The following is a 25,471-nucleotide window of genomic DNA, read 5'->3' as shown; positions in this document are numbered from 1 at the left end:
CACGCGCCCCCCCCCCCATGGAAACCCCATAAGGATGGCGGATGTGGGGTTAAGCCGAGATACGTGCAAAAATGCCCCCCAGAATTTGATTTCTTCCGTGAAATCATTTGGTTGCCGGATTTTTGTTGGTACCTGAACTGTCGGCGCGATCGGGCCGCAACTGCGCCAGCAACTGCTCCAAGGTGTCCTGGCGCACACCGGCACGCAACGCTTCGGCCTCGGCTTGTTCACGCCGTTCTCGCTCCTTGGCCAAGTCGGCGTGAGCATTGGCCAGCTTGACCCGTGCGCTCTCCAACGCTTGGGCGTCCTGGGTCCAGCGTGCCAGCAAGGCCTGGTACTCCGCAGCCGTAAGCCGCAGCGCGTCCAGCTCCTTCCGCTGGTCGTCCGCAGCTTGCCGCACCTGCGCCAGTTCCCTCTCTAGGCGGCTGTGGCGTTCCAGCCACTGCCCGTTGTCGCGGTTGAGCTGAACCAGTTCGTGGTTCTTGGCGGTCAGCGCCTCGTTGGCCTGGCGCAGCGCGACCTGCAGTTCCTGCACCTGGTGCTCGTGGCGGCGCTGTTCCTGTTCGCGTTGGTCCTTGACCGAGGTGCGGTAGTGCTCCAACGCCTCGCGAGCATGCTGGTGCTTCTGCTCCAGCGACTGGGCATGCGCCTCGTGCTCCGCCAGCCGCGCGGTCAGTCCCGCGATCCGTTCGCCGAGCTGCGCGACCTCGGTGACCCGTTCGGCCAAGGCCTGCTGGGCTGCGGCGTGGGTCGTCTTTTCTTCGCGTAAGGCAGTTTCAATGCGCTGAAGCTGCGCGCTCAGCGTGGACGCCTCCTGCTGGGTGCGTTCCAGCGCCTCGCTACGCTCCTGCAAGTGCGCTTCGAAGCGCTGCCGGGCCTCGGCGATTACAGCCTCGGCCTCCTCGTGTAGGCGACCGGCAAGCCGACCGACCAGGTCCTGTAGCGCGTCGCTGACCGCGACCTTGGCGCCAAGGCCTTGCCCTTCATCTTCTTCCAGCTCCTTCAGGTAGCGGTGAATGGTTGTCTTGGAGCCGGTGTTGCCCAGCGCCACCCGCACCGCGTCCACCGACGGGTGTTTGCCCTGTGCCCGCAGCGCATCGCGGGCCTTCTGGATGTCGCTCTTGTACAAGCCGCCGCGTGCCATTGCACTCTCCGACTATTTCGTAATGTATTACATACCACGTAATTACATACCAATCAAGTTACACTACTCGCCGAGTACGGGTCGTATTTAAAGGCGGGATAATATTGAATTATCCCGCGTAACCAGCGTTTCGGCCATTTCAAGTCGTCAAAACAGTACGAAACCGCCCAAGGCTGGCGATCCCTGGGTAGTATGGCCCAGAGCGGAAAGGAGGCCAGCCGGGGTGCAAGCAGGCGCCGCCACCGAACTCGTTGGCCATCAAAGGACTGTGCATGCCGATCGAACGTATCGTCATCGACAATTTCAAGTCGTTTCGCCATCTGGACCTGCCCCTCAACGCCCACATGAACCTGGTGGTGGGCGACAACGAGGTCGGTAAGTCCACCCTGCTGGAGGCCATCCACGTGGTGGTCACCGGGCAACTGCATGGGCGCAATCTCGCCTACGAGCTCACGCCCTACCTGTTCCACCAGCCCGCGGTGCAGGAATATCTGGCGACCCTTGCTGCAGGCACGCCGGCTTCGCCGCCACGGATCTCCATCGAAGCCTATCTGGGCGCAGATGTCGCGCTGGCGTCGTTGCGCGGCACCAACAACTCCCTGCGCTTGGATACCGCCGGCATCCGGCTGCTGGTCGAGCTCAACGACGACTACCGCGAGGAGTTCAACGCCTACCTGCAGCAGCACCAGGGTGCGGTCAGCCTGCCGGTGGAGTACTACACGGTGCGCTGGTATTCCTTCGCCAACAATGGCGTCACCGCTCGCAGCATTCCGTTCGATTCGACCATCATCGACACTCACGGCATCAAGACCTTGTCCGGTGCCGATCGCTATATCGCCGGCATCATCGATCAGGCACTGACGCCTGCGCAGCGCGTCTCGCTGTCGTTGAGCTTCCGCCGCATGCGGCAGAGTTTTTCCGAAGAGGCGGACGTGGCGGCCATCAATGCGTACCTGACCGAGCACACCGGGGACATCAGCCACCGGGCGCTGACGGTGGGTGTGGACACATCGCCGCGCTCAACATGGGAAACCAGCTTGTCACCTTACCTGGATGAGCTCCCGTTCACCCAGGCCGGCAAGGGTGAGCAAAGCGCGGTGAAGATGAAGCTGGCGATGCACGCGGCCGGCGCTGCCCACGTGCTGCTGATCGAGGAGCCGGAGAACCATCTGTCCTATTCCAGCATGACCCAGCTGATCGACAAGATTGCGGCCCTCTCCACCGCCCAGCAGGTGATCATCGCCACCCACAGCAGCTTCGTGTTGAATAAGCTGGGCGTGGACAACGTGATCCTGTTCAGCGCGCAGGGCCAGATGAAGCTGGACCAGCTGCCGAGCGATACCCATGACTATTTCATGAAGCTGCCGGGCCACGACACGCTGCGATTGATCCTGGCCAAGCAGGCGATCCTGGTGGAAGGCCCTTCCGACGAGCTGATCGTGCAGCGCGCCTACAGCGACCACCATGGCGTGGCGCCGATGGCTCGCGGCGTAGACATCATTTCGGTCAAGTCGCTGGCATTCAAGCGCTTCTTGCAGATTGCAGATCGGCTGAAAATCCAGGCCAAGGTGATCACCGACAATGATGGCGATATCGCCGTTGTGCAGGAGCGCTATGCCGAACACATCAACGCGATCTATTACGATTCCGACGAAAGCGCCCCATCGCTGGAAGAGCAGCTGATCAAAGCCAACTCGCTGGCCGAACTCAATACCGTGCTGGGCAAGACGTTTGCCGATGAGGTGGCGCTGCTCAAGTACATGAAGGGCCATAAGACCGATACGGCCCTGGCGATCTTCAACAGCCCGCACTCGATCAGGTTCCCGGACTATGTCCAGCGCGCCATCACCTAACCGGGTCCTGCTTTCGGCGGCCGGCTCGGGCAAGACCACCTTGCTGGTCCGGCAGGCCCTGGAGCGGCCTGGGCGTCGCATCGCGATTGTCACCTACACGCTGGAGAATCTAGAAGAGATCCGGCGCTCGTTTGAGGTCCACGCCGGTGCGGTCCCCGTGCATGTCACTTTGCACAGCTGGTATGGCTTCCTGCTGTGCCAGTGCATCCGCCCGTACCAGGCAGCGCTTTGCCCTGAGCCTCGCATCGAGACCATCCTGTTCGTAGAAGGTGTCACCAATAACAGGGCCCCACGCACCCAGGTGGCGCGCCACTACTTGGCAGGCAACCGGATGTATTCGGACCGGGCGGCCGATTTCGCTGTGCGCTGCGATGAGCTCACCCAAGGTCAGGTCATGGCACGCCTGGCGGCCATGTACGACGAGCTCTACATCGACGAAGTTCAGGACCTCGCCGGCTTTGATCTGGATCTGGTCGAGCGGCTGTTGAAGAGCGGCATTGCCATCACGTTGGTGGGTGATACGCGGCAGGCGACGTATGCCACCAACTATGCTCAAAGGCACAGCCAGTATCGTGGACCCAATCTGGCAGCGCTGTTTCAGATTTGGGAGGCGGACGGCTTATGCCAGCTGGATCACCGCCTCATCAGCCTTCGCTGCGTCCAGGCCCTGTGCGATATGGCGGACACGCTCTATCCGCAGATGCCGCGAACCCAATCAGGCAATGGCGAGGTCACCGGGCACGATGGCATCTACCTCGTCGCTCCAGCGGATGTTGAAGCGTACATGCAGGAGTTTGCGCCCACCGTGCTCCGGCATGACCGGCGGCAAGCGTGCGACGGACTACCGGCCGTGAACTTTGGGCAGTGCAAGGGCCGCACCTACAGCCGGGTCCTCATCTTTCCGAACGGCCCGCTGACACAGTACCTGCGCACGGCAGATGCAGCGCGTATCACCGCCCCACCAAAGTACTACGTGGCCTTCACCCGGGCGCGGCAAAGCGTGGCCTTTGTGTATGCCGGCGCGTGCGCGTTGCCGGGTTATCAGCTCTATGCGCCCGCCAACGCAGACGCATAGAGCCACGGGCGATCACATTTTCTTCAAGGGCGCCGCGGTGGGCTGTGGTGGCACCGGACCCGGGTCGTTGAAGCACAGCATGACCTGATCGATGTCAAATTGATCGGCCAGCACGCGGGCGATCACCGCATGCACCAGGTCCAGGTCGACCGAGGGCGCAGCGACGGTGATGGTGGCCGCGATCGCACGACCGCGCTCTTTGGCGGGGACTAGGCGCAGGTCATCCACCGCTTTCACGCCGGGGTCGGTAAACATCGCCGTACGCACTTGTTCCAGCTCGGCTTCATTCATGTTGGCGGTGACTCCAGGGAATGTGATTGTCAGGCGGGATAGGTCTGAATCTTGCAATCAAAAAACACCGGCCTTGCCAGCAAGGTTGGTAGGCGGGGGACAGGCTCCGGCCGATGACGACTGTCGCCAGCGACCGCTGCAACCCTGAGCGCGCATCTTTGAGGCTCCGGTGGGCTTCGGGCGCATTGAAACCAGAAGTCGCCACCACGGACCTACCTCGGGGTATTGCTTCCGGCCGGTAGAAGACCTCCACAAACGTGATCTCGATGCGCCACCTCTCACAGAGCGAGACTGACGACGGGTGGTCCCATCCGCCCTTGCGTCATATTTGTCGCGCTCGCAGTTGTCAAGAATTAGCCTCCATGATTTGGATTGGTTGATCGGATCCTATTTCCTGCGAGGCTTGGACCGAAGCCCCGGTGGTCTGCGTTGCTTAATAGGTTGCTTCAATCTCCACCGGCTCCATTCACTAGTAGATCCTTCAGCTATGAAGGTGACCAGAACCCACTTCAGTAAGGGAGAGAACCCCACCTCAGCATCACGAAGCAGGTTGGCCCAATACCTTCCGACTAGGAAGGAGAATAGACTCATGGCAGTGACAGACGATGCGAACCACGGCCAACTGATGTCACTGACGTTCGCTTGGATGCCTTTCTTGTACATGTAAACTGCAAACACCAGAGCAGCGCACTGCATCGAGATCACAACCGCGGTCGGCGTCGCCCGGGCTCTGTGGAGGGCGGCGGCGAAGAGAGTCTCCGCAAACGAGAAGCCGATCAGCAATAGAGCTGCACTCAGCATCGCTGGACCGAACTCCGCAATTCCGGCGAGTGACAGCACGATTGGAAGGAATGCAAAGGGGAGTGGCTCCAAGCAGAGGGTTGGATAGAATTTCACGAACAGTGGCCATCTCTTTACCGCGACCAGAATGATGTCTTGCATCATCGCAACTACCAATGCAGCAGCCGCACTCGTTAGCGCAATCGACACCGGTATCCAAAACATCATCTCTTCTGATGCCGGCGCGAAGGGCACCATGGCCGCTGCGCCCCAAATCGCTGCGGCCAAGAACGCGCCAATTGGGAGTGCGGCTGGCTTCCACATGGTCATACTCTGATCAGAATACGTGGCCAAATAGTCAGGCGCTCAAGGTCTGCACTGACGGCTCTGCAGCCATGTCTACGCCTCACCGTCATAGGGCCTCCCTTCCCCGGGGGGGGGCATAGGCCTTGATGGCGGTATCAGTCGATACCCAACCCGCGGCAGCGTCTGGATCATCTTTTCCTCAAACGGACCATCAATGCTTCGCCGCAGGCTGGACATCTGTGATCGCAGAAGATCCCCGTCGGGCAGGTCGTCACCCCAGAGAGTGTGCTCAAGCTGCCGCCTGGTCACAGCGGCAGGACTTGCCCGCATCAGCGCTTCAAGGAGCTTCCTGCAAGCTGGGTACAGATGCAGTCGTTTTCCAGCCCGTGTGGCCTCCAACGTTCTCAGGTCCAACGTGAGCTCTCCGATCAGCAGCCGCCTCCTTGTTACGCGTCCCTCCGTACGGGAAACCAACGCCTCTAGGCGAACTTCGAGCTCCGGGAGCTCAAAAGGCTTGGTCACATAGTCATCTGCACCGGAGCGGAAAGCGATGATTTTGTCCGAGAGCGCAACCTTTGCAGCCAACATCACAACAGGAACTGAAACACCGTGATTCAACCGCAGCCTTCTCAGAACCTCCGGGCCTTCCATGCGAGGAAGCATCCAATCAAGAATGACTGCGTCGTAACCATTGGACGCCGCAAAGTGAAGGCCGGCGATGCCGTCCCCGATGGTATCAAGCTGATGCCCTCGGGCCTCGAAGTAGGCCAGAATCTTCAAAGCGACTTCTCGATCGCGCTCAATCACTAGAATTCGCATGTCACGACTGACGGAAGCCAAGGAGCCTCAGCGCATTGAATACAACCAACAAGGTTGAACCTTCATGCACTGCCACAGCCGGTCCAATGCCAAGACCTAGGATGGTCGCAGGAACCAACAACGCTACGACGCCCAGGCTCACATACACGTTCTGACGGATCACCCGTTTCGTGCGTCGACTAAGCGCTACAGAGAATGCAACCTGTCTCAAATCCTCAGACATAAGCGCGACGTCGGCAGTCTCCAGCGCTACGTCCGAAGAGGCGGCACCCATTGCAATTCCGACGCTGGCACTAGCCATTGCGGGTGCGTCATTCACACCGTCGCCGACCATTGCCACTCGCTCCGTCTCCTTCAACTGACGTATTGCCTTCACCTTGTCGTCAGGCATGAGATTTCCCCATGCCTCGTTTAGACCCACGTCCGTTGCCACGGCTTGAGCTACAGTCTGGTGGTCGCCAGAGATCATGATCATTCGTTGGATGCCCAAGCGCCTTAGCTTGTCCAGGGCTTCACGCGCCTCTGGCCGGGGCGTATCCATAAGGCCGATGACACCTAGGTCGCGATCACCTAGGCGAACGGCCATCGTGGTTCTGCCGGCGTTACGGAGCTCCTCAATGGCAGACTCCGCACCCGCGGATAGAGCGCCAATGCCGTCGTTACCGAACATTTCTGCCTTTCCTATCCACACGTCAATGCCGTTCACCTTCGCCTGAACGCCTCTTCCAGCGAAGTTAGCGAGGTCTGTCGCTACCATGACCGGTCCATCGCCCAGGCGAGTATTACCATCTCGAACGATAGCTGCGGCCAAAGGGTGGTCACTTAAAGCCTCGACGGCGACGGCAACGTGAAGCAGTTCCTGCTCTGTCGTTCCCTGCATCACTTTGATGTCGGTAATTCGCGGCTTGCCTTCAGTGAGCGTTCCAGTCTTGTCGAACGCGATGGCGCGGATCATTCCTAGCTCTTCGAGTGGCGCCCCACCTTTGATGAGCACACCACCACGTGCCGCTCTTGCGATGCCCGCCAGAACAGCACTTGGCGTGGCTATGGCCAGTGCACAGGGGCTCGCTGCCACCAAAACTGCCATAGCACGATAGAAGCTGTCACGGAATGGCTCATCAACCACAACCCAGGAGAAAAGGAGGAGCACAGCCAGAATCAACACCGCGGGAACGAATACTCTCTCGAACTTGTCCGTGAAGCGCTGCGTGGGCGACTTCCTAGTCTCAGCCTCACTTACCATCTTGACGACGCGGGCCAGTGCCGATTCGCCTGATCGACGCGTGACTTCAACCTCCAGGGCGCCGGAGCCATTGATAGTGCCGGCGAAAACACGTGACTCCATTACCACCGAATCAGGTCGATCCCGTGCTAGAGCAGCGTCATTGACTGCCAGCTTATCAACCGGGATGCTTTCCCCGGTGACAGGGGCTTGGTCAACGCTGCTAGCCCCTTTGATAACGAATCCGTCCGCCGGCATCCGGTCATTGGGACGTACGACCACCACATCTCCAGGTATCAACGATTCAACCTGGACTTCCACGACCTGCCCATTCCTCAGCACCCTGGCAGTTTCTGGGGCAAGCTTGGCGAGAGCTTCTATCGCACGTTTAGCCCGGCCCATCGCGTAGTGTTCAAGGGCGTGACCGAGACTGAAGAGGAACAGAAGCAAGGCGCCTTCGGCCCATGCGCCGAGCGCGGCTGCGCCTGCCGCTGCAACCAGCATCAGCGTATCGATCTCAAAGCGCTTCAGCTTGATGTTCCCGATCGCCTCGCCAAGCGTGAACCAGCCGCCAAAGACGTAGGCTGCTACGTAAAACGCTGTGGGGATCCAGGGCGTTTGGGTCAACCCAAGCTTTTCAATCGCAAATCCCACGATCAGGAGCAGGCCGCAAGCAAGTGAGAAGATCAGCTCACTATTGCCACCTAGCGTGCCCCCGTGGGAATGACCGGGGTCCTGTCGGTCCTTATGATCGTGTCCTTCGTGCTGATCCTTCAAATCTCCCCTCGGACTCGGTGGCTCTTGCGCTACACCCAGCGCCTCAAGCTTCGCTCTCAGCTCCGCCTCGCCTGTCTTGGCTCTCTCGTACTCGATGCTTATGCCACCAGCTGGGCTGGTGGTGGCTTCAATGACGCCTGGTACGGCCTGCACTTGCGCCGCAATTGTCCTTGCCTTTCGTGCGTGAACGGCCGAACCAAGCTCCAAGAAAAGGTGGCCATACCGATCACCCAACTCAATGCCCACGGATGCCGCCACCTCTCGCACTCGCTGAAGCGAGACGATCTCGGGGTCGTAATGAATGCAGAGCGTTCCGAGAGCTTCGTCGCTACCCTCGCGAATGTGCACGCGCGATACTCCCTCCATGTCCTGAAGACCAGCGACCAGCCTCTGGACGCAGCTGTCGTCCCGAGAGACACCTGGGAGTATTACTGGCAGTTCGAGTTCTGTGGTCAGGTTCATTTGTTCCCTCCAACGTCATAAAAATGGAACGGGAAGTCCGGCAGGCAGATGCTCTGCCGGGCCCAAACACTCCATCATTCAGTGGACAGTTTCCGGTTGCCCTTTCGGGCCTGCCTTGGCCAAGCGCCCCGCAAATGTCGGCAGCACAAGAAGTGTCAGTACTGTTGCGGTCAACAGGCCGCCAATGACCACCGTGGCGAGAGGCTTCTGCACCTCAGCACCAGATCCACTCGCAATAGCCATTGGAATGAAGCCAACGATCGCCACCAGCGCGGTGGTCACCACCGCGCGAATTCGGCTGCCGGCACCGTTCATTGCAGCGATCAATGGACTGTCACCTGCATCAAGCCTCTCTCTGATGGCTTGCATGAGCACCAATCCATTCAGGGTCGCAACACCCGATACCGCGATGAATCCGACGGCGGCAGATACCGAGAACGGCATACCACGCACCAGCAACGCGAGAATTCCGCCAACCAGGGCCAGTGGGACGCAGGTGAACACCAGGCCCGCCTCCTTTGCGCTGCCCAATGCCATGAACAGCAGGCTGCCGATCAATAGGAAGACAATCGGAACAACTGTCATGAGTCGCTTTTCAGCCCGCTGCAAGTTCTCGAACTGACCTCCCCACGTCATGTGGGCGCCCGGCGGAAGCTGTACGTCCTTCACCGCCGCCTGGGCCTCTCCAACAAACCCGCCCAAGTCACGACCGCGAACATTTGCCTGCACCACCACACGACGGCTTCCATTGTTTCGACTGATCTGGTTCGGCCCCTCGCTGATCTCAATGCGTGCGACAGAGGAGAGCGGCACGATGCCCCCAGTTGGAGTTGCAATCGGCAGTGACGCGAGCTGATCGGGGTCATTGCGTGCATCGTCGCCGAGGCGCACAACAACATCGAACCGGCGGTCGCCCTCGAAGATCTTGCCTGCCGCAGCGCCGCCAATACCGGTTGAAAGCGCGTCGCTCACGTCCGCTGCCGTGAGGCCATACTGCGCAGCTGCAAGATGATCGATTGCCACATTGAGCGTGGGCAGGCCGGAAATCTGTTCAACACGGACATCCGCTGAGCCCTGGACATTCCTCAGCTTCAGCGCGACCTGATCGGCAACAGCTTGCAGTTGCTCGAAGTTGTCGCCGTAGATCATGACGGCCAGGTCCGTACGCACGCCTGAGATCAGCTCATTGAAGCGCAGCTCGATGGGCTGGCTGAATTCAAAGCTGTTGCCTATCTGCGAGGCGGCGATCTTCTCAAACCTTGCAATCAGATCCTCCTTGCTCAGGGAAGAGTCTGGCCACTCCTTTCTCGGTTTAAGTACGATCACACTGTCGGAGATGTTGGTCGGCATGGGGTCGATAGCTGCTTCTGCAGTACCGGTCCGCGAGAAGACCGTCACAACCTCTGGTTCAGCAGCAATGGCCTTCTCCAGCGCCAATTGCATAGCCAACGATTGCTCAAGCGACGTAGATGGCACACGCAACGCTTGCATAGCGAGATTTCCCTCATCAAGCGTTGGCATGAACTCTCGACCCAGCATCGTAAAGCCGACCACGCCCATTGCGAGCATCACGAGGGCGCCAGCGAACACTGCCTTGGGCCTACGAATCGCCGCTTGGATCACCGGTTCGATGCGGCCGCGCAGGACGCGGATGATGGCTGTCTCATGTTCTTCGTCCTGGTCGCCCTCGTGTCCTTCCTTCTTCGCGTGGAGCTTGGGCTCCCTGACCAGCAGGGCAGCCATCGCCGGTACGAAGGTAAAGGAGAAGATGAATGCGCCAACGAGGGCGAGCATGAAGGTGGCGGCCATCGGGTGGAACGTCTTGCCTTCCACACCTTCCAAGGTAAGGATCGGTGCGAACACCAACAGGATGATCACCTGACCGAAGGCTGCAGGACGCGCCATCTTCCTCGCCGAGTCGGCGGCTACACGCAGTCGCTCCATGGCATTGAGGGGTCGGCCAAGTTCGGCACGCCGCTTGCCAAGCATCAGCAGGGTGGACTCGATCACAATTACCGCGCCATCTACAAGGATTCCGAAGTCCAGCGCACCCAAGCTCATCAGGTTGCCGCTGATACCGAACTTGTTCATGCCGATAACAGCGAACAGGAACGACAGCGGAATGACCAATGCGGTGATGGCTGCCGCACGCAGGTTGCCCAGGAGCAGGAACAGCACAACTACGACCAGCAGGGCACCTTCGGTCAGGTTCTTGGCGACAGTCTTGACAGTGGAGTTAACCAGCACACTACGGTCCAGCACTGGCTCTGCGAAGATATCGGCGGGCAGAGATTCATTGACCTGTGCCAGGCGCTCAGCTGCAGCTTGAGCGACGGTGCGGCTGTTGCCGCCGGCGATCATGAGCGCCGTGCCCAGTACCGCCTCATGACCATTTCGGCTAGCTGCACCAAGCCGTGGGGCGCGCCCCATACCGACCTCGGCAACATCGGCCACCCGGATGACCACACCGTCCTTGGTGGCAACGGGCGACTGAGCCAAGTCGTCGGTGGTAAGGGCAAGGCCGTCGGCCCGAACGACCAGGCCTTCGCCCGCACGCTGGACGAATCCGGCGCCAGCCTGGACGTTGGAGCGTTCCAGTGCTTGGACCAGATCGGCCAGACCCAAGTTGTATGCCGCCAGTCGAGCGCTGTCGGGGTAGATGCCGTATTCCTTGACGTACCCACCCACCGTATCAACACCGGCCAGGCCGGGGCTGGAGCGCATCTGTGGTGCGATGATCCAGTCCTGGACAGTACGCAGGTACGTTGCGCGCTCCTGGGCGGTTCCAAGACGATCGCCCTCTGGTGTCAGGTAGACCTCACCCTCTTGCCAGCCAGCCTGGCCGGGCTTGGCCAGCTTCTTGGGGTCGAATGGCTTGAAGTCCACCGTCCACATGAGAACCTCGCCCAGCCCGGTTGTAACCGGGGAGAGCATGGGGGACACGCCCTCGGGCAGATCTCCGGCAGCCTCCCGCATCCGCTCTGCCACCTGCTGGCGGGCGAAATAGATGTCGGTCTGATCAGTGAAGATCGCGGTGACCTGAGAGAAGCCATTGCGTGATAGGGAGCGAGTGGTGTTCAGACCTGGGATGCCGGCCAAGGCCGTCTCCAGAGGATAGGTGACCTGGCGTTCAATCTGCTCCGGAGTAAGGGCAGGTGCGATGGTATTGATCTGAACCTGGCGGTTGGTGATATCTGGTACAGCATCGACTGGCAGCTTGCTCAGTTGGAACAAGCCAAAGCAGGCAATCGAAGCAGCCAGAAACACCACGAGCCAACGGAACTTGACCGCTGCTTCAATGATGATCTTGAACATGGTGTATGAGTTCCCTTAGTGGCCGTGCTCGGCTTCGCCCTTGGCCAGTTCGGCCTTGAGCAGGAAGGCATTGGCGCCTACGAGGCGCTCACTACCTGTCAGACCGTTAAGGATTTCGATTCGATTACCTGCACGACGGCCAGCGAGTACCGGCGTTGCCTTAAAGCCTCCCTCGACAGCAACGAACACAACACTTCTGCCATCAACGCTTTGGACCGCATCCGCCGGGACGCTCATGCCTTCAGCTGCGCCATCGGCGATGATGACGGCCGAAACGGGGGAGCCGGCCGGTGGCAACTTCTCCGAAATTGGTTTGGCGCGAATGGTCGCGGTGCCTCCCTGCTGCATCACATTCGCAGCGGCGGCAATCACCTCAGCTTCGAAGCTTCCGCCCGGGCCAGTCACTTCCAGCTTCATTCCGGGCACCGCGAGAGTGGCCAGTGCTGGCGGTGCAGTGAATACGAGTTCATTCATGTCCGGATTGGAAACCTCCGCAACAAGCGTTCCAGCTGAGACGACACCACCGGGCGTCACTTGGACGTTGCCAACCACGCCAGCGACAGGACTGGAGATTGTCACCCGGCCGGAACTGTCCGGAGATCCACTGGCCGCTACCTGTGCACGTGCAGCACTAGCGGCGGCATCAGCGGCCAAAGAGCGCGCGCGCGAGGCCTCCAGCTCCTGGCGAGCCACTACGCCCTGCTCGACAAGAGACTTGTCGCGGCCGTAGGCCAGGCGGATGGCTTCGGCCTCCGCCGCAGCGGCAGTGGCGGCGGCTTTGAAGGTCGCAGCTTCTCCACTGACAATGATCACCAGGGGCTGGTTGCTCTTGACGGCTGTACCCGGCGCAACAAGCACGCGCTCAACGCGGCCGGTGACCGTTGAGGCGATGGCAGCACGCCCCCCGATGGCCGGCTCGACGCGACCTGCAAGGCGGGTCGATGCGCCACCGCCGCGGCCGACAGCCACCACGCCGATGCCAGATGCCTTGATCTGGTCAGGCGTCAGCTTGACTACACCTTCCTCGGACTCCTCTTCGCCATGTTCGCCATCACCATCACCTTCACTGTGCGCCTCGGCGGAGCCCGGCTTTGCGTCAGCTGCGTGATCGTCGTGACCATCATCCTTTCCAGCCGGCTTTTCTGCCTCCGTACCGGTGGATTTGGCATCCTCCTGCGCCCCGCCACTGCATGAGGTCAGCGCGCCGGTCATCATCAAGGTAGCCAGCAGCGTCGCTCCGATGAGCGTCTTGTTTCCGTACTTGTTCATTTTGCCTCCACAAACGGTGCGCGCCCTTCAAGGCGGGCGAGGTCGATTTCTGCTGCCACCCGGCTAAGACGGGCATCCACAGCACTGCCACGCGCAGCGATCAGGGTTGATCGCGTGCTGCGCAGCTCCAATTGCGATATACGACCTGCCTCGAATCCGATGCGGGCCAGCCGATAGGCTTCATCTGCGGCCTGTACGCTTTCATCCGCTGCTCGTACGCGGCTGTTGGATGCCTTGAGACTCGCTACCGCTCCCAAACGGGCCGCCTCACTGTCACGCCTCTGAGCCTCCAGAACCGCTTCGGCAGCACGTTGTTCCGCATAGGCCGCCTGGATCGCACCGCGGTTACGATCGAATAGGGGGATCGAAAGGCTGATGCCCACGTTGTAAGCTTGGTCGCCCGCTTGGCGGAAGCGCGTCTGAGCCACGGATGCACTCAGTTGTGGCAACGCACGCTTGCGCTCGACATCGATAAGGCGGCCGGAGGCTTCCGCTTCAGCTTGGGCAATGCGAACGGCAAGCGGGGCGACCTCAATAGCGACTGGGTGAGAGGGCACGCGGTCAAGCAGGCTTTCACCGATGTCGGTCAGGGGGCTGTCCACCAAGGACACGCCGGCCAGGCGAGCAAGCGCCGCATCCCGGTAGGCCTCGGCCTCATCCAGGCTTGCCTTTGCATTGGCGACCTCGCTCCGTGCCTGCACACCGCGCAGGTTGGGCTCACGTCCCTCGCTGACCATCGCAGCTACCGCCTTGGCGTCCTGTTCAATCAAGGCCAATGCCTCGCTGGCCAACTCATATCGGCGCAGCGCAGCCTCTGCTTCGGCGTATGTCGCCGCCAGGCGACCCGCTGCGTCACTGCGCATCAGATCACCCCGCAAGCCTGCAGCCCCAGCCTCCGCACGCGCGGCGCGCACTCGGGCCCCTCGTTGACCCCAAATCTCCAGCGGCTGGGAGAGGGTGACAATGCTGTCAGCGTTTGAGAAACCTTTGTAGGGACCAGTGCCGTAGGCGTTCTCCGCTTCGATGGAGACCGTCGGATTGGGCAGTGCCCGAGCCTGTTGTACCCGCGCCTCGGCTGCCTCAGCCAGCGCGACGCCTTGGACCGTCGCAGGCATCTGGTTCAAGCGAGAAAGCAACGATTCGTAAGATGGTGCAGTTTGAGCAGCTACATGTCCGATTGGCACCAACGCCAACAGAATAGCGACAGTCAACCCGGTCGCTGAAAGCGACCGGCCTGGCAAAATCGACATAAAAACTCCCGTAAATTATCTGAGCGAACGACCCGCAAGTGCGAGGCAGAGCCAGATCAGATACGGGGGGGGCGCATGGGACCGTCGAGTCGTAGCGCGTAGACGTCCACGTGCTCGGTACTGTGCAGCGAGATCCGGCCATCGGCGAACAGATCGTCGTGACCGGCAGCTGGGAGGCTTGCCGTTGAATGGTGGCAATGCCCATGGCCACAGGCATCGGCACTGGACGAATCCTTGCTCTTGCTCGACTCGGAGTCTGAATCACTTTGCAAGGCGTGCACATCGCCCACGCTGACCGTCGCTTCTTGCGCGCACGCCAATGCCTCGGCCACAGGCACGACCACGAACGCCGCCAAAAGCAGCAGCATCAGGTATATACGAATAGCAGGCAGAGAGCGACGCATTGGGAAAGGTTAGCAACCTCTTTTGGACGGATACAATTACATAAAAACACTACGGTGGCTGTGCTTGAACGCACCCTAGCCCCGTTCAGGTCGGGACCCAGGGAATCAACCCACAAGGATAACGGCCCATGTGAGGGCGACATTGCAAAGAGCCACGAACACAGCGGCCGAACCCATATCTTTAGCGCGACCCGCCAGCTCATGGATCTCTGGGCCATACCGTTCGATAACCGCTTCGATGGCGGAGTTCAGCAGCTCCAAGGCCAGAACAGCCAGCACGCTCCCCATTAGAAGTGCTCGCTCAACCGCTGAGTGGCCCAGCAGAATCGCTGCCGGTAGTGCCACCACGGCCGCGACAACCTCGAGTCGAAACGAGGATTCATGCAGCCAAGCTGATCGTAGTCCTTGGAGGGACCAGCGGAGCGCCTTGAAAACGCGGGCAATGCTCCGCGGACGATGACCGTACATATCTGCCACTGTGTTGCTTCCTTAATTTAGGACCCCAAGAGCCGCTGCTGGGCGCTTCCAGCAGCGTGCTCGTTGTCGCCCGTTATGAAGTGGACCCGGCGTTGATGGAACAACCGGAGAAAAGATTCAGGCTTTCGTCCAACGACTTCGTCCGGACGTTCATGAGGCCGAGTACAGAATGGAAGAGGTTGTCGTGGCTGGCCGGGCGGTTTGATCGGTCCCGGACACATTGAAGGTCCAGGTTGTTGCTGCTCTTCATGCCCTCGGACATCCACATGACCATGGGCACTTTGATCTGAGTGTCGGGAGCAATGGCATAGGGGAGACCGTGGAGATAGACGTTCGCCTCTCCCAGTGACTCACCGTGGTCGGAAACGTAGATCAATCCAGTGTCATGGCTCTGATCCTGCTCAAGCATCCGGATGGTCTTTCCAAGGAAGTCATCTGTCGCAAGGACTGCGTTGTCATACGCATTGACGATCTGCTGGCGCGTGCACTTGCCCAGATCTGCATTGCGGCAGTCAGGCGTGAACTTCCTCAGATCCTCGGGATATCGCTTGTAGTAGCTCGGCCCGTGGTTCCCCAGCTGATGCAGAACGACCACAACATCACCCGGATTGTCATCGATAGCGTCATGCAATCCCCGCAACATGATCTCATCGCGACACGCTTGGTCATCGCACAACCCATCCTTGGTAGGCACGCGGAAGGACTCAAACGCCAGGTCCGCGCAAACCCCCTTGCAACCTGTCTGGTTGTCCCGCCATAACGTCTTGATGCCAGCTCGCTCAAGCACATGGAGCAGCGACTCTGAGCCCCTGATCTTGTCTCGATCGTAGTCTCGCCTTCCATACACCGAGAACATACAAGGCACGGAAACTTCAGTATTTGACCCGCAGGCAGTCACGTCCGAGAAGTTGACGACGTCCAACGCTGCCAACTGTGGCGTTGTCTGTCTGCCGTATCCATTCAAACCCCAGTTCTGCGCACGAACCGTCTCACCTACAACGATGACCAAGAAGTGGGGCTTCGCGCCTGGCGGATGAGGCGTCATCATGGCATCGGGGCCAACCACTTGGATCGGACCGCGCTCCGCACGGGTGTCTTCTCGCACAACCTTCGCAATGGAAGCGATGTAGTTTCCAGGGTTTGCAAGGTATCTGACTTGCTTGTGATTGCGTATGAGTGATGAGAGGTCGTCGAATGACGCAATTGCCGCGCCAACGATTACAACAACCGCCATGCCAAGTAGAAGCACTCTTGCAAGTATCGCCCGCGTCACATTGGAAGAACGTTGGAGCCTTACCATGCATACCGCGATAGCTGGCACGACGCCTTTAATTAGTACCGCAAGAAAGAAGCCCCAGGTCAGCAACTCTCCGGCTTCAGCGCCGTCGGTCTTCAGCACATTTCGTACCATGCTGGCGTCGAAGTAGACGCTGTAATTGTCTGAATAGTAGGCAGCAGTAGCGGACACGACGAGAAGCAATGCAAGAACCGGCTTCACCGTCCATCGAACGCATAGCAATCCGAGAATGAGCACATTCAAGGCAGTGAGGATCGCTCCCGTAGAGATAACAAGTAGCGCACGAGCTGCTCCGTCCGCACCACTCTTCGCAATTACTTCTGCGAAGAACGCGCTGTTGAGAAAGAACGTGAAGTACATCGCCACGATGATAATCAACGTGTTGACGCCCAGCTGCGGGCCGCAGATGGGCTTGCCAAGACGGCCCAGTGGATCTGAGCCTAGGCCCCCGCGCGAACTGCCTCGGTTGAATTCTGTTTTCACGTAATGCATTGGTGATTCCTTTTTATTGACCACCGCGCGCGCCCCTAGCGCACACGGCCGCCATTGCGCGTTCCTAGATGGAAAGCCATCCACACATATGCAACGCCTGACACCAGCGAAGGGGCCAGGACCGCGGTCCGCAGGTTTTGGGTCAGTGACAGCAGTGCAGCCGAGATCCACATGAAGAGACGCTTGTCTGGGTGCAGCTCCGCTCCCCGACGCGGGAACAGCGAGCTTCCGGTTGCCACCATTTGGGTGGCAACCAAGGCAAATCTCGGTTCGTCGACAGGCCCAAAATCGCGCACACCAAGAGATGCGCCGATGGCAAGCACGGAGGTTGCCATCAGTAGTGCCGCTCGATCGCGTGCAGTTCGGAGATTGGTAGATGTTGAGAAGGGCATTCAGGTCGCCTTCTTCAAGGCGGCGCAGTACTGGCCGGCGACTGCACGTGCAGCCACGCGTCGGCCGAGCGCACGGAGCGCCCAGCAACAAGATGTGTTCATGGAAAGACCTACACAAAGGTGATCGCAGAAGGACTGACAGGCGCGTTGCGCCTTTTATGCGATCAAAGCCTGGGAGGTCTAATCAGCGTGTCCGGGATGTGGGACGTCATGGGCTGTTCGTAGAACGTGTGCCCGCCTTCATTTCTTGCGGCTTCGGCACTGGTGAAACCGTTGGACGCCACAAAAGTGCTGCTGTGGTGGCAGTGACCGTGACCACAAGCGGCATGCGCCTTATCGGGGTGGCCATCGCCTGGCCCTGCCACTTCCTGGTGTGACTGCTCCTCAGAGAAGCAGACCGAAGCATCAACGACAGGCACGATGATCATCACTGCGAGCAGCAGTGCCAGAGCGTAGCGCTTGGCATGGATGACAATGGAAGGCACGTGTGGCTAGGACTGATACATTTGAGGCCGGAAAGATACCTTGGGTACCGCTCATCAGCAAGCTGACGCTTATTCATCAATCTCGCGGGCTCGAGTGGCCTCTGCGAGTCAGGTGGCCAGGCAAAAGCTGGCGCGGGAAATTGACGGAATCCGGCATCCGAAGAACAGAAAGTTAACGTTTTGCCTGAGCTTCCGCACGGTCACGCAGATTGAGCTGCGACGGATTAGGTCGGGGGCCAGCTGCGCCACGTGACAGTGCCGGGTTCAAGCGCAGCCGCCAGAGTCCGAGCTCAGTCGGCCAAGCCTGGTCATGCAGCCGTCTTGCGCGCGTCGGCACCTGCCCGGCGGGCATCACCTAAAATCTCGAAGGCTTCCTTGATCACATACAGGCCGATCAGGGCGCCGATCACGAAATCCGGGTACGGGCTGGCCAGCCACCACACCAACAGACCGGCCAGGATCACCCCAACATTGGCGACCACATCGGCCCGCGTGAACAGCCACGTCGCTCGCAGATGCACTTCGCCGGACTTTAGCGGTGCCAGCATGCGCAGCACCGCCATATTGACCGCCAGCGACAGCAGGGCGGTGCCAATCATCCAGCCGCTGACCGGCTCGGCGCCGTACATCACCCGGCGGCCCACCTCAACCAACACGCCCACACCCAGCACAAGCAGCACGCTGCCGCTGACCCAAGCGGCATTGGCCTTGAAGCGCGCCGTGCGCCCGATAGCGACCAGGCCAATGGCATAGGCGGTGGCATCGGACAGCATGTCCAGAGCGTCGGCCAGCAGGCCAGTGGAATGGGCAATCCAGCCGGCGATGCCGCCGATCACGGCCATCGCCGCGTTCAACGCTAGGGCGATCCAGAGGACGCGCCGCTCCTGCGCATTCTTGGCCTCGTGGTGGCAGCCGCAATCACTCATCGGAACATCTCCAGTCGCAGGGAAGCCGGGCCCGGGCGGGTCGCTGGCATGACACAGCAGGTGAGTGTAAAGTCCGTAGCTACTACGGAGTCAAGCGTACTACGAATGAAAATCAGTGAGGCTGCCGACGCCAGTGGATGCCACCTGGAGACGATCCGCTATTACGAGCGGATCGGCCTGTTGCCGCGCCCGGGGCGCTCGGGCAATGGCTACCGGGTCTATGGCCCGGCCGACATCGAGCGGCTGCGCTTCATTGCGCGCGGCCGGGACCTAGGCTTCAGCCTGGAGGAGGTCCGCAGCCTGCTGCAGCTGGCCGGCGATGAGGAGCTTTCGTGCGGGGACGTGGACCGGCTGGCACGCAGCCATCTGACCGACGTGCGGGCGCGCATGGCCGACCTGGAGCGCATGGCCACCGAGTTGGAACGGGTGATTGCCAGTTGCCACGGTGGGCAGCGGGCTGAATGCACCATCCTGTCGACCCTGCGGCAGCCGGTCGCTGTGGAGGCCACGCGCCAGTGACCGAACTGGACCGCTACCTCGATGCAGCCACGCGCCAGAACACGGTGCGCAGCTATGCGTCGGCGCTGCGGCACTTCGAGGTTGAATGGCAAGGCCACCTCCCAGCGACACCGGACAGCGTGGCGCGGTACCTGGCCGCGTATGCGCAGACCCTAGCCGCCAGCACGCTTCGCCACCGGCTGGCCGCCATTGCCTCTTGGCACCGCGACCACGGCTTTGTCGACCCGACCCGGTCGCCGCTGGTGCGCAAGGTGCTCAAAGGCATCCAGACCCTGCACCCGGGCCAGGTCAAGCAAGCCGCGCCGCTGCAGATTCGGCGGCTGGTCGAGCTCGATGACTGGTTGGCTGCCGCGATCGCGGCGGCGCATGCCCGGGGCGACGGAGCGGCGGCGCTGCGCCATCAACGCGACCGAGCGTTGGTGCTGCTCGGATTCTGGCGGGGCTTCCGTGGCGATGAACTGCTGCGTCTGGACGTGGCCCATCTCACGCTGGTGCCGGGACAGGGGATGACCTGTTTCCTGCCGCGCAGCAAGGGCGACCGCCAGGCCGCCGGCGTCACCTACAAGGTGCCGGCGTTGTCGCGGTTGTGCCCGGTGGAGGCGACCCAGGTGTGGCTGCAGGCGGCCGACCTGCACGAAGGGCCGGTGTTTCGGGCGGTTAACCAATGGGGCCAGGTGAACGCCGAGGGCCTGCATCCCAACAGCTTGGTGCGCCTGCTACGCGAGTTGCTGACCAGTGCCGGCTTTGCCGATGCGGGGCTCCACAGCAGCCATTCGTTGCGCCGCGGCTTTGCCAGCTGGGCCAACGACCAAGGCTGGGACATGAAGGCGCTGATGGAGTACGTGGGCTGGCGCGATGTGCAGTCGGCCATGCGCTATCTCGACGGGCGTGACCCCTTTGCCCGTGACCGCATTGAAGCAAGCCTGCCCAGTCCAACCGCGCCGGTACCGGCGATGGCACTGCCGGCGCCCGAGGGCAAACCGGCCTTGCAGCTGCGCCTGCGCATGGTGCTGACCCCGTTTGCCCGCACGGGCCGCGGCGCGGCCAAGGCCCGAGGCCGGATCGAAGAGATCTGCTTGGCCCCGTTCCAGGCTGTGCGCCTGAACACTGCCAGCAGCGAGTACCAGTTGACTGTTCCCACCGATCCCGACCGGGATCTGGATGAAATCCTGGCCACGTTGCTCGATGACATGCACCGCATGGCCGATACGCACCAGTGTTTCCTGGAAGCGTCTCTCAATACAGACGACGGCCGGCACTGGGATTGATCCCCTCATAACCTCCGGATCCAATGGCTACCCTTCACGAGACCGCCTACCCGCGACTGAAGCCTGATCCCACCGCCAAGGAACTGGAGGAGATCTATACCCCCACCGCCGCTGAGATTGCATTCGCCAAGCAGCCGACCACCCAGCCGGGACCGCAGCTGGCGGTACTGATTCATCTCAAGCTCTTCCAGCGCCTGGGTTACTTCACGGTGTTAGCCGAAGTGCCCGAGCGGATCCGGAAGCACATCGCCAAGGCCGCCCGACTCGGGCGCGTATTGGACACCGACCAGCTCGAACGTTACGACGCTTCCGGTAGCCAGCGCCGCCATATGCCGCAGCTTCGGCAGTTCATCGGGGTACATCCCCTGGACAAATCAGGCTTGGCCTGGCTGGACACGGTGGCCACCGGAGCAGCCCAGACCAAGCACACCATCCCGGACATCGTGAACGTCCTGCTCGAAGAGCTGGTGCACCACCGCTACGAACTGCCAGGCTTCCGCACCCTGGAGCTGGCCGCCATCGGCGCACGTGAGCGGGTCAATCTGGGCTACTACCGCAGCATCAGTCACGCGCTGACGCCTGCCACGCGCACGCTCATTGACGAATTGCTGCGCGCACCGGAAGGCTCCAGATTTACTGGCTGGCAATCGCTCAAGCGCGAGCCTGGCCGACCGACCAACAAGGAGGTCCGGTTCTATCTGCAGCACATCCGCATGCTGCAGCAGTTGGCCGAGCAGCTGCCTCCCATCGATGTGCCGGTGCCCAAGCTCAAGCAATTCCGTGCAATGGCTCGCGCCTATGACGCCAGCGAGTTAGCCGAACTGGCTCCGGACAAGCGCTATGCGTTGGCCACCATCTTCATTCGCGCCCAGCATGCCAAGACGCTGGATGACGCAGCCGAGCTGTTCATCAAGCAGGTGCGCGGGCTGGAGAACACGGCCCAGCAAAAGCTGCTGGCCTACCAGCTCGAACATGCCAAGCGGGCCGACTTCCTGATCGGCCAGCTCAAGGAAATCCTGCAGGCCTATCAGCTCGACGGCAGCGATAGTCAGCGCGTGGATGCCATCGATAACAGTCTGGAAGCGGAAGTGTCGACCTTGTTGGCCGAATGCGAAGAACATATGGCATACGCAGGAAAGAACTATCTGCCTTTCATGCTGCAACCCTACGGCGCGGTCAGGCCGCTGCTGTTCAATGGGCTGGAGCTGATGAACTTGCGGGCAACCAGCCACGATGCCGGCATGGAGCCGTTGATTGCAGCGGTGCTGTCGCTGCGCAACCAACGCCGTGAGCTGATCGAGGTCGCATCCCTCGGCCTGGACCCGGAAAAGGACTTCGATTGGATGTCCAAGCTCTGGCGTCAGCACGTGTTTGGCAAGCGGGCCAGCGCGGCAGGCGCCGGCTGGATGCACCGTAAGTACTTCGAGCTGGCCGTGCTGGTGCAGGTCAAGGACGAACTGAAGTCGGGAGATCTCTTCATCCCGAGCAGCGAACGATTTGACGACTACCGCGAGCAGCTGGTCGATGAAGCCACCTTGGCCCAGGAACTGGAAGCCTATGGCCAGGTGTCAGGCTTGCCCACCGACGCTGCGACTTTCGTGGCCGGGTTGCGCGCACAACTGACCGACTTGGCCGACGAAGTTGACGAGCGTTTCCCCGAGAATGTTCATGCGGACATTCTGGAAGGACGCCTGGTACTGCGGAAGGGGCAACGCGCCGAGGTCTCAAGCGCCATTGCCACCGTGGACCGCCTCATCGCCGAACGGCTCCCGGAGTCCAGCATCGTCGATGTCCTGATCGACGCCAGCCAATGGCTGGATCTGCACCGATTCTTCCGTCCGATCGCCGGCACCGAGAGCCAGGTTGAAGATCTCCCTCGACGGGTGATCACCACGCTGTTTTGCTATGGCTGCAACTTGGGTCCGACGCAGACGGCGCGGTCGATCAAGGGCTTCAGCCGTCGCCAGGTCGCTTGGCTCAACCTCAAATACGTGACCGAAGATGTCCTTGAGAAGGCCATCGTGGAGGTCATCAATACCTACAACAAATTTGACCTGCCGGGCTATTGGGGCAGCGGCAAGAGCGCGTCAGCAGATGGCACCAAGTGGAGCGTGTACGAGGACAACCTGCTGTCGGAGTACCACATCCGCTACGGCGGCTACGGCGGCATCGGCTACTACCATGTGTCCGACAAATACGTGGCGCTGTTCAGCCACTTCATTCCCTGTGGCGTGCACGAGGGCATCTACATCCTCGATGGCCTGCTGGCCAACACGTCCGACATCCAGCCCGAGATCGTCCATGGCGACACGCAGGCCCAAAGCTATCCGGTCTTCGGTTTGGCCCACATGCTGGGCATCCAGCTGATGCCCAGGATACGAAACATCAAGGATCTGACATTCTTCCGGCCCGAACCTGGTAGGACCTATAAGAACATCCAGGCACTGTTCGGAGACAGCATCGACTGGCAACTGATCGCGACCCATCTCCACGACATGCTGCGGGTGGTGATCTCAATCCGATTGGGGAAGATCACCGCGTCCTCGATCCTGCGCCGGCTGGGCACCTACAGCCGGAAGAACAAGCTGTACTTCGCCTTCCGGGAAGTTGGCAAGGCCGTCCGAACGCTGTTCTTGCTGCGCTACATCGACGACAACGAGATTCGGAAAACGATCCATGCTGCGACCAACAAGAGCGAGGAGTACAACGGCTTCGTAAAATGGGTGTTCTTTGGCAGCCAGGGGATCATTGCTGAGAACGTCCAACACGAGCAGCGCAAGATCATCAAGTACAGCCAGCTGGTCGCCAACATGATCATCCTCCACAACGTAGAAGGCATGAGCCGGACCTTGGCTGAGATGCGGAAGGAGGGGATTGAACTGACCCCCGAGATCCTGGCCGGCCTGTCGCCGTATCGGACCAGCCACATCAATCGCTTCGGCGACTACCATCTCGACCTTGATAGGGAAGTGGCGCCGCTGAGCTATACAGCGAAAGTCCTTGAACAGGCCCCATAGACGGGGAGATCCGCTATCGGGATAAGGCAATTATCATTTCGTTTCAATTGCTTAGGCAGCTTTTGGCCCTGTACGTAACGATTCCCTGCCGACCCTCTGACTAGGTAGTTGCCGCGGATGCTCCAGCCCGAGAACGGGCCGCTTAGGTACTGGCACATGCATCAATGCTCGCTTTGTCCTTGGAACCACGCAGAGGCAAGAGCGATGCCAGCAGCAGCTTCAGCAGGCCGCCGTAGTAGCCTGCCAGCCTGACTGCGTTCTTACATAATATACATTCCGGTCTTAGCCGAGCCCGTCGAAGCCGTTGCGGCAGTAGGCGTTGCGCTGATTCCGATGCTGATGGCCAGTAGCATGGCGCTTGCAGCCAGCTTCCTCCAAACGGCCTTCTCTTCGCGGCTTATTGCTCGCGCCTCACCGACGATTCCTAGCACCCGCGCCAGCGGAACGCCCGTCAGTCCAGCGAGGGTCGCCGCCACCACCGGGTCCGGTAGCGCTCGGCCTTTTCGGTAGTTCGACACCGCCTGAGGGCTCACGCCAAGGCGCTTCGCGAGGTCCTTTTCCATCTGGACCCCGCACTCTTCTTTCGCCTTGTCAAGCAAAACATTTATGTCCATTAGACTATTAGCCCCTTGTATTGGCAGTACAAGGGGTATTTAATCACCCCCGCACTACATGGACCATGTAGTGCACCCGCCAGTCGGCTCCCCTAGGCCGCTGGCGGGGTTCTAGGGGCTGGGGGCAGGGGTAGGGGCATGACCGTAGAGTTCACGTTGACGTACCGCACAGGCTGCATTGCGGACGATATCCACGCGCGCGACTTCATGAGGGCATTGGGCCTTTACTGCCTTGACCGTGGCGTCTACCCCAAGCTCGCCGCCGAGAAACGCCATGACAGGGCAGGGCGGCCCCACTGGGTCGTAATCGCTGATCTACCGCGCGGCTTCACCGCACCGCTTCCGGACAGGGCTGGCCTGTGGCCTCACGGAATGACCCAAGTGGTACGCTATCGCGGTCAGGTGGCTGCTCATGCAGCGGCTTGGTTTGCCGGCCTGTACACGCGCTGGTCGATATGCGTGCTCCCCGAATTCCTTACGCATTCTCAGAATTCGGCACCTGACACTTTCTCCGGCGTCTCGCAATGAGCGCCGTTGCCTGCATCGTCTCCCTGATCGCCGCTTCCATGTGCCTCGCCCGTGGCCTAGTGCGCATTGGCTCATGGCTCATCAACCGCCGAGAAGAGCAGGGCACCAAGGCAATCCGTGACGCAGCATTCGTCGCCCAGGCACGCGCCGAGGTGCGCAATGTCTGACTCGCTTTCGTGCATCTCACCCGGCCTTTTGGCGCATGGCGACGGCGTTGTCATCGTGTTCTCGCTTCTCATGGCCTCTGTCCTCATTGGCGGGCTGTGGGGCGTCCTTAGCTCGTGGCTCGCCTTGCCTTTGGATCGCGCCTATCGCTGGATCTGGCGGCTACCAGAGTGCAAGCCCGGCCACTGCTTCTGCCGACGCACCTGCATCTGTCTGATTCAGGAGCCGCTGGAATGATCATGTCCCCCGCAGAGATGCTGCCGTTCTTCGTCGGCCTCGTAGCGATCTTCTTCGTCGGCTTCTTGCTGCAAAGGCGCAAGAAAT

22 protein-coding genes and 1 pseudogene are annotated in these 25,471 nt (G+C 60.6%); 8 read left to right on the top strand and 15 right to left on the bottom strand.

Going from position 1 to position 25,471, the window contains the following annotated elements; all coding sequences use genetic code 11:
* Positions 1-103: 103 nt before the first annotated feature.
* Positions 104-1,144, bottom strand: coding sequence for a DNA-binding protein (locus ACE026_RS02565; protein WP_017354988.1), 1,041 nt, complete (start codon positions 1,142-1,144; stop codon positions 104-106).
* A 272-nt stretch (positions 1,145-1,416) separates the two neighbouring features.
* Between ACE026_RS02565 and ACE026_RS02560 the strand changes: the two genes are divergently transcribed.
* Entirely contained in the window at positions 1,417-2,997 is a 1,581-nt protein-coding gene (locus ACE026_RS02560; protein WP_017354989.1) for an ATP-dependent nuclease, read from the top strand.
* Complete coding sequence (locus tag ACE026_RS02555; RefSeq protein WP_017354990.1) at positions 2,975-4,072, top strand: UvrD-helicase domain-containing protein; 1,098 nt, start codon at positions 2,975-2,977, stop codon at positions 4,070-4,072. The genes ACE026_RS02560 and ACE026_RS02555 overlap by 23 nt, the downstream gene beginning before the upstream one ends.
* Positions 4,073-4,084: 12 nt before the next feature.
* Here the strand turns inward: ACE026_RS02555 and ACE026_RS02550 are convergent, their stop codons facing one another.
* The 13 genes and pseudogenes from ACE026_RS02550 to ACE026_RS02490 form a co-directional block, all read right to left on the bottom strand.
* Positions 4,085-4,363: a hypothetical protein gene (locus ACE026_RS02550; RefSeq protein ID WP_027080079.1), complete on the bottom strand. Its 279-nt coding sequence runs from the start codon at positions 4,361-4,363 to the stop codon at positions 4,085-4,087.
* Positions 4,364-4,750: 387 nt separating this feature from the next.
* The gene (locus ACE026_RS02545) at positions 4,751-5,473 is read right to left on the bottom strand and encodes a hypothetical protein (protein ID WP_017354992.1); all 723 of its coding nucleotides are present in this window, start codon (positions 5,471-5,473) and stop codon (positions 4,751-4,753) included.
* A 69-nt stretch (positions 5,474-5,542) separates the two neighbouring features.
* Positions 5,543-6,268 (bottom strand): response regulator transcription factor, encoded by a 726-nt coding sequence (locus tag ACE026_RS02540; protein WP_154349944.1) that lies wholly within the window; start codon positions 6,266-6,268, stop codon positions 5,543-5,545.
* Between the two features lies 1 nt (position 6,269).
* Positions 6,270-8,729, bottom strand: coding sequence for a heavy metal translocating P-type ATPase (locus ACE026_RS02535; RefSeq protein ID WP_017354994.1), 2,460 nt, complete (start codon positions 8,727-8,729; stop codon positions 6,270-6,272).
* Between the two features lie 78 nt (positions 8,730-8,807).
* Positions 8,808-12,044, bottom strand: coding sequence for an efflux RND transporter permease subunit (locus tag ACE026_RS02530; RefSeq protein WP_017354995.1), 3,237 nt, complete (start codon positions 12,042-12,044; stop codon positions 8,808-8,810).
* A 15-nt stretch (positions 12,045-12,059) separates the two neighbouring features.
* The gene (locus ACE026_RS02525) at positions 12,060-13,313 is read right to left on the bottom strand and encodes an efflux RND transporter periplasmic adaptor subunit (RefSeq protein ID WP_014159610.1); all 1,254 of its coding nucleotides are present in this window, start codon (positions 13,311-13,313) and stop codon (positions 12,060-12,062) included.
* Positions 13,310-14,563 carry a TolC family protein gene (locus ACE026_RS02520; protein ID WP_017354996.1) on the bottom strand — a complete coding sequence of 418 codons (1,254 nt, stop codon included), beginning with the start codon at positions 14,561-14,563 and terminating at the stop codon, positions 13,310-13,312. The genes ACE026_RS02525 and ACE026_RS02520 overlap by 4 nt, the downstream gene beginning before the upstream one ends.
* 56 nt (positions 14,564-14,619) lie before the next feature.
* Positions 14,620-14,931: a hypothetical protein gene (locus ACE026_RS02515; protein ID WP_017354997.1), complete on the bottom strand. Its 312-nt coding sequence runs from the start codon at positions 14,929-14,931 to the stop codon at positions 14,620-14,622.
* A gap of 141 nt (positions 14,932-15,072) precedes the next feature.
* Entirely contained in the window at positions 15,073-15,444 is a 372-nt protein-coding gene (locus tag ACE026_RS02510) for a diacylglycerol kinase (RefSeq protein WP_017354998.1), read from the bottom strand.
* Between the two features lie 73 nt (positions 15,445-15,517).
* Positions 15,518-17,233, bottom strand: coding sequence for a phosphoethanolamine transferase (locus ACE026_RS02505; protein ID WP_017354999.1), 1,716 nt, complete (start codon positions 17,231-17,233; stop codon positions 15,518-15,520).
* A 158-nt stretch (positions 17,234-17,391) separates the two neighbouring features.
* Positions 17,392-17,625, bottom strand: a pseudogene (locus ACE026_RS02500) (dolichyl-phosphate-mannose--protein mannosyltransferase); the annotation flags it as partial.
* 164 nt (positions 17,626-17,789) lie between these two features.
* Positions 17,790-18,110 carry a hypothetical protein gene (locus tag ACE026_RS02495; protein WP_062167471.1) on the bottom strand — a complete coding sequence of 107 codons (321 nt, stop codon included), beginning with the start codon at positions 18,108-18,110 and terminating at the stop codon, positions 17,790-17,792.
* Between the two features lie 308 nt (positions 18,111-18,418).
* A complete protein-coding gene (locus ACE026_RS02490; RefSeq protein WP_014159605.1) occupies positions 18,419-19,036 on the bottom strand; it encodes a cation efflux transmembrane domain-containing protein in 618 nt (205 codons plus the stop codon).
* Between the two features lie 105 nt (positions 19,037-19,141).
* Between ACE026_RS02490 and ACE026_RS02485 the strand changes: the two genes are divergently transcribed.
* Genes ACE026_RS02485 through ACE026_RS02475 form a run of 3 tightly spaced genes read left to right on the top strand, consistent with a single transcriptional unit; the run spans position 19,142 to position 23,840 of the window.
* A complete protein-coding gene (locus tag ACE026_RS02485; protein WP_014159604.1) occupies positions 19,142-19,555 on the top strand; it encodes a MerR family transcriptional regulator in 414 nt (137 codons plus the stop codon).
* Positions 19,552-20,823, top strand: coding sequence for a site-specific integrase (locus ACE026_RS02480; protein WP_486037612.1), 1,272 nt, complete (start codon positions 19,552-19,554; stop codon positions 20,821-20,823). Before ACE026_RS02485 ends, ACE026_RS02480 begins: the two co-directional genes overlap by 4 nt.
* Before the next feature lie 23 nt (positions 20,824-20,846).
* Complete coding sequence (locus ACE026_RS02475) at positions 20,847-23,840, top strand: Tn3 family transposase (RefSeq protein WP_486037610.1); 2,994 nt, start codon at positions 20,847-20,849, stop codon at positions 23,838-23,840.
* Between the two features lie 260 nt (positions 23,841-24,100).
* Here the strand turns inward: ACE026_RS02475 and ACE026_RS02470 are convergent, their stop codons facing one another.
* A complete protein-coding gene (locus ACE026_RS02470) occupies positions 24,101-24,454 on the bottom strand; it encodes a helix-turn-helix domain-containing protein (protein WP_486037608.1) in 354 nt (117 codons plus the stop codon).
* Positions 24,455-24,592: 138 nt separating this feature from the next.
* Here ACE026_RS02470 and ACE026_RS02465 point away from each other — a divergent pair, with 138 nt between their 5' ends.
* Genes ACE026_RS02465 through ACE026_RS02455 form a run of 3 tightly spaced genes read left to right on the top strand, consistent with a single transcriptional unit; the run spans position 24,593 to position 25,384 of the window.
* Positions 24,593-24,982: a rolling circle replication-associated protein gene (locus ACE026_RS02465; RefSeq protein ID WP_486037606.1), complete on the top strand. Its 390-nt coding sequence runs from the start codon at positions 24,593-24,595 to the stop codon at positions 24,980-24,982.
* Entirely contained in the window at positions 24,979-25,149 is a 171-nt protein-coding gene (locus ACE026_RS02460; RefSeq protein WP_486037604.1) for a hypothetical protein, read from the top strand. Before ACE026_RS02465 ends, ACE026_RS02460 begins: the two co-directional genes overlap by 4 nt.
* Positions 25,142-25,384 (top strand): hypothetical protein, encoded by a 243-nt coding sequence (locus ACE026_RS02455; RefSeq protein WP_486037602.1) that lies wholly within the window; start codon positions 25,142-25,144, stop codon positions 25,382-25,384. Before ACE026_RS02460 ends, ACE026_RS02455 begins: the two co-directional genes overlap by 8 nt.
* The last annotated feature ends 87 nt before the right edge of the window (positions 25,385-25,471 follow it).

The organism is Stenotrophomonas sp. AGC87, from assembly GCF_057333975.1.
The sequence above is the reverse complement of the archived record's forward strand: the minus strand, read 5'-3'. Positions and strand labels throughout refer to the sequence as shown.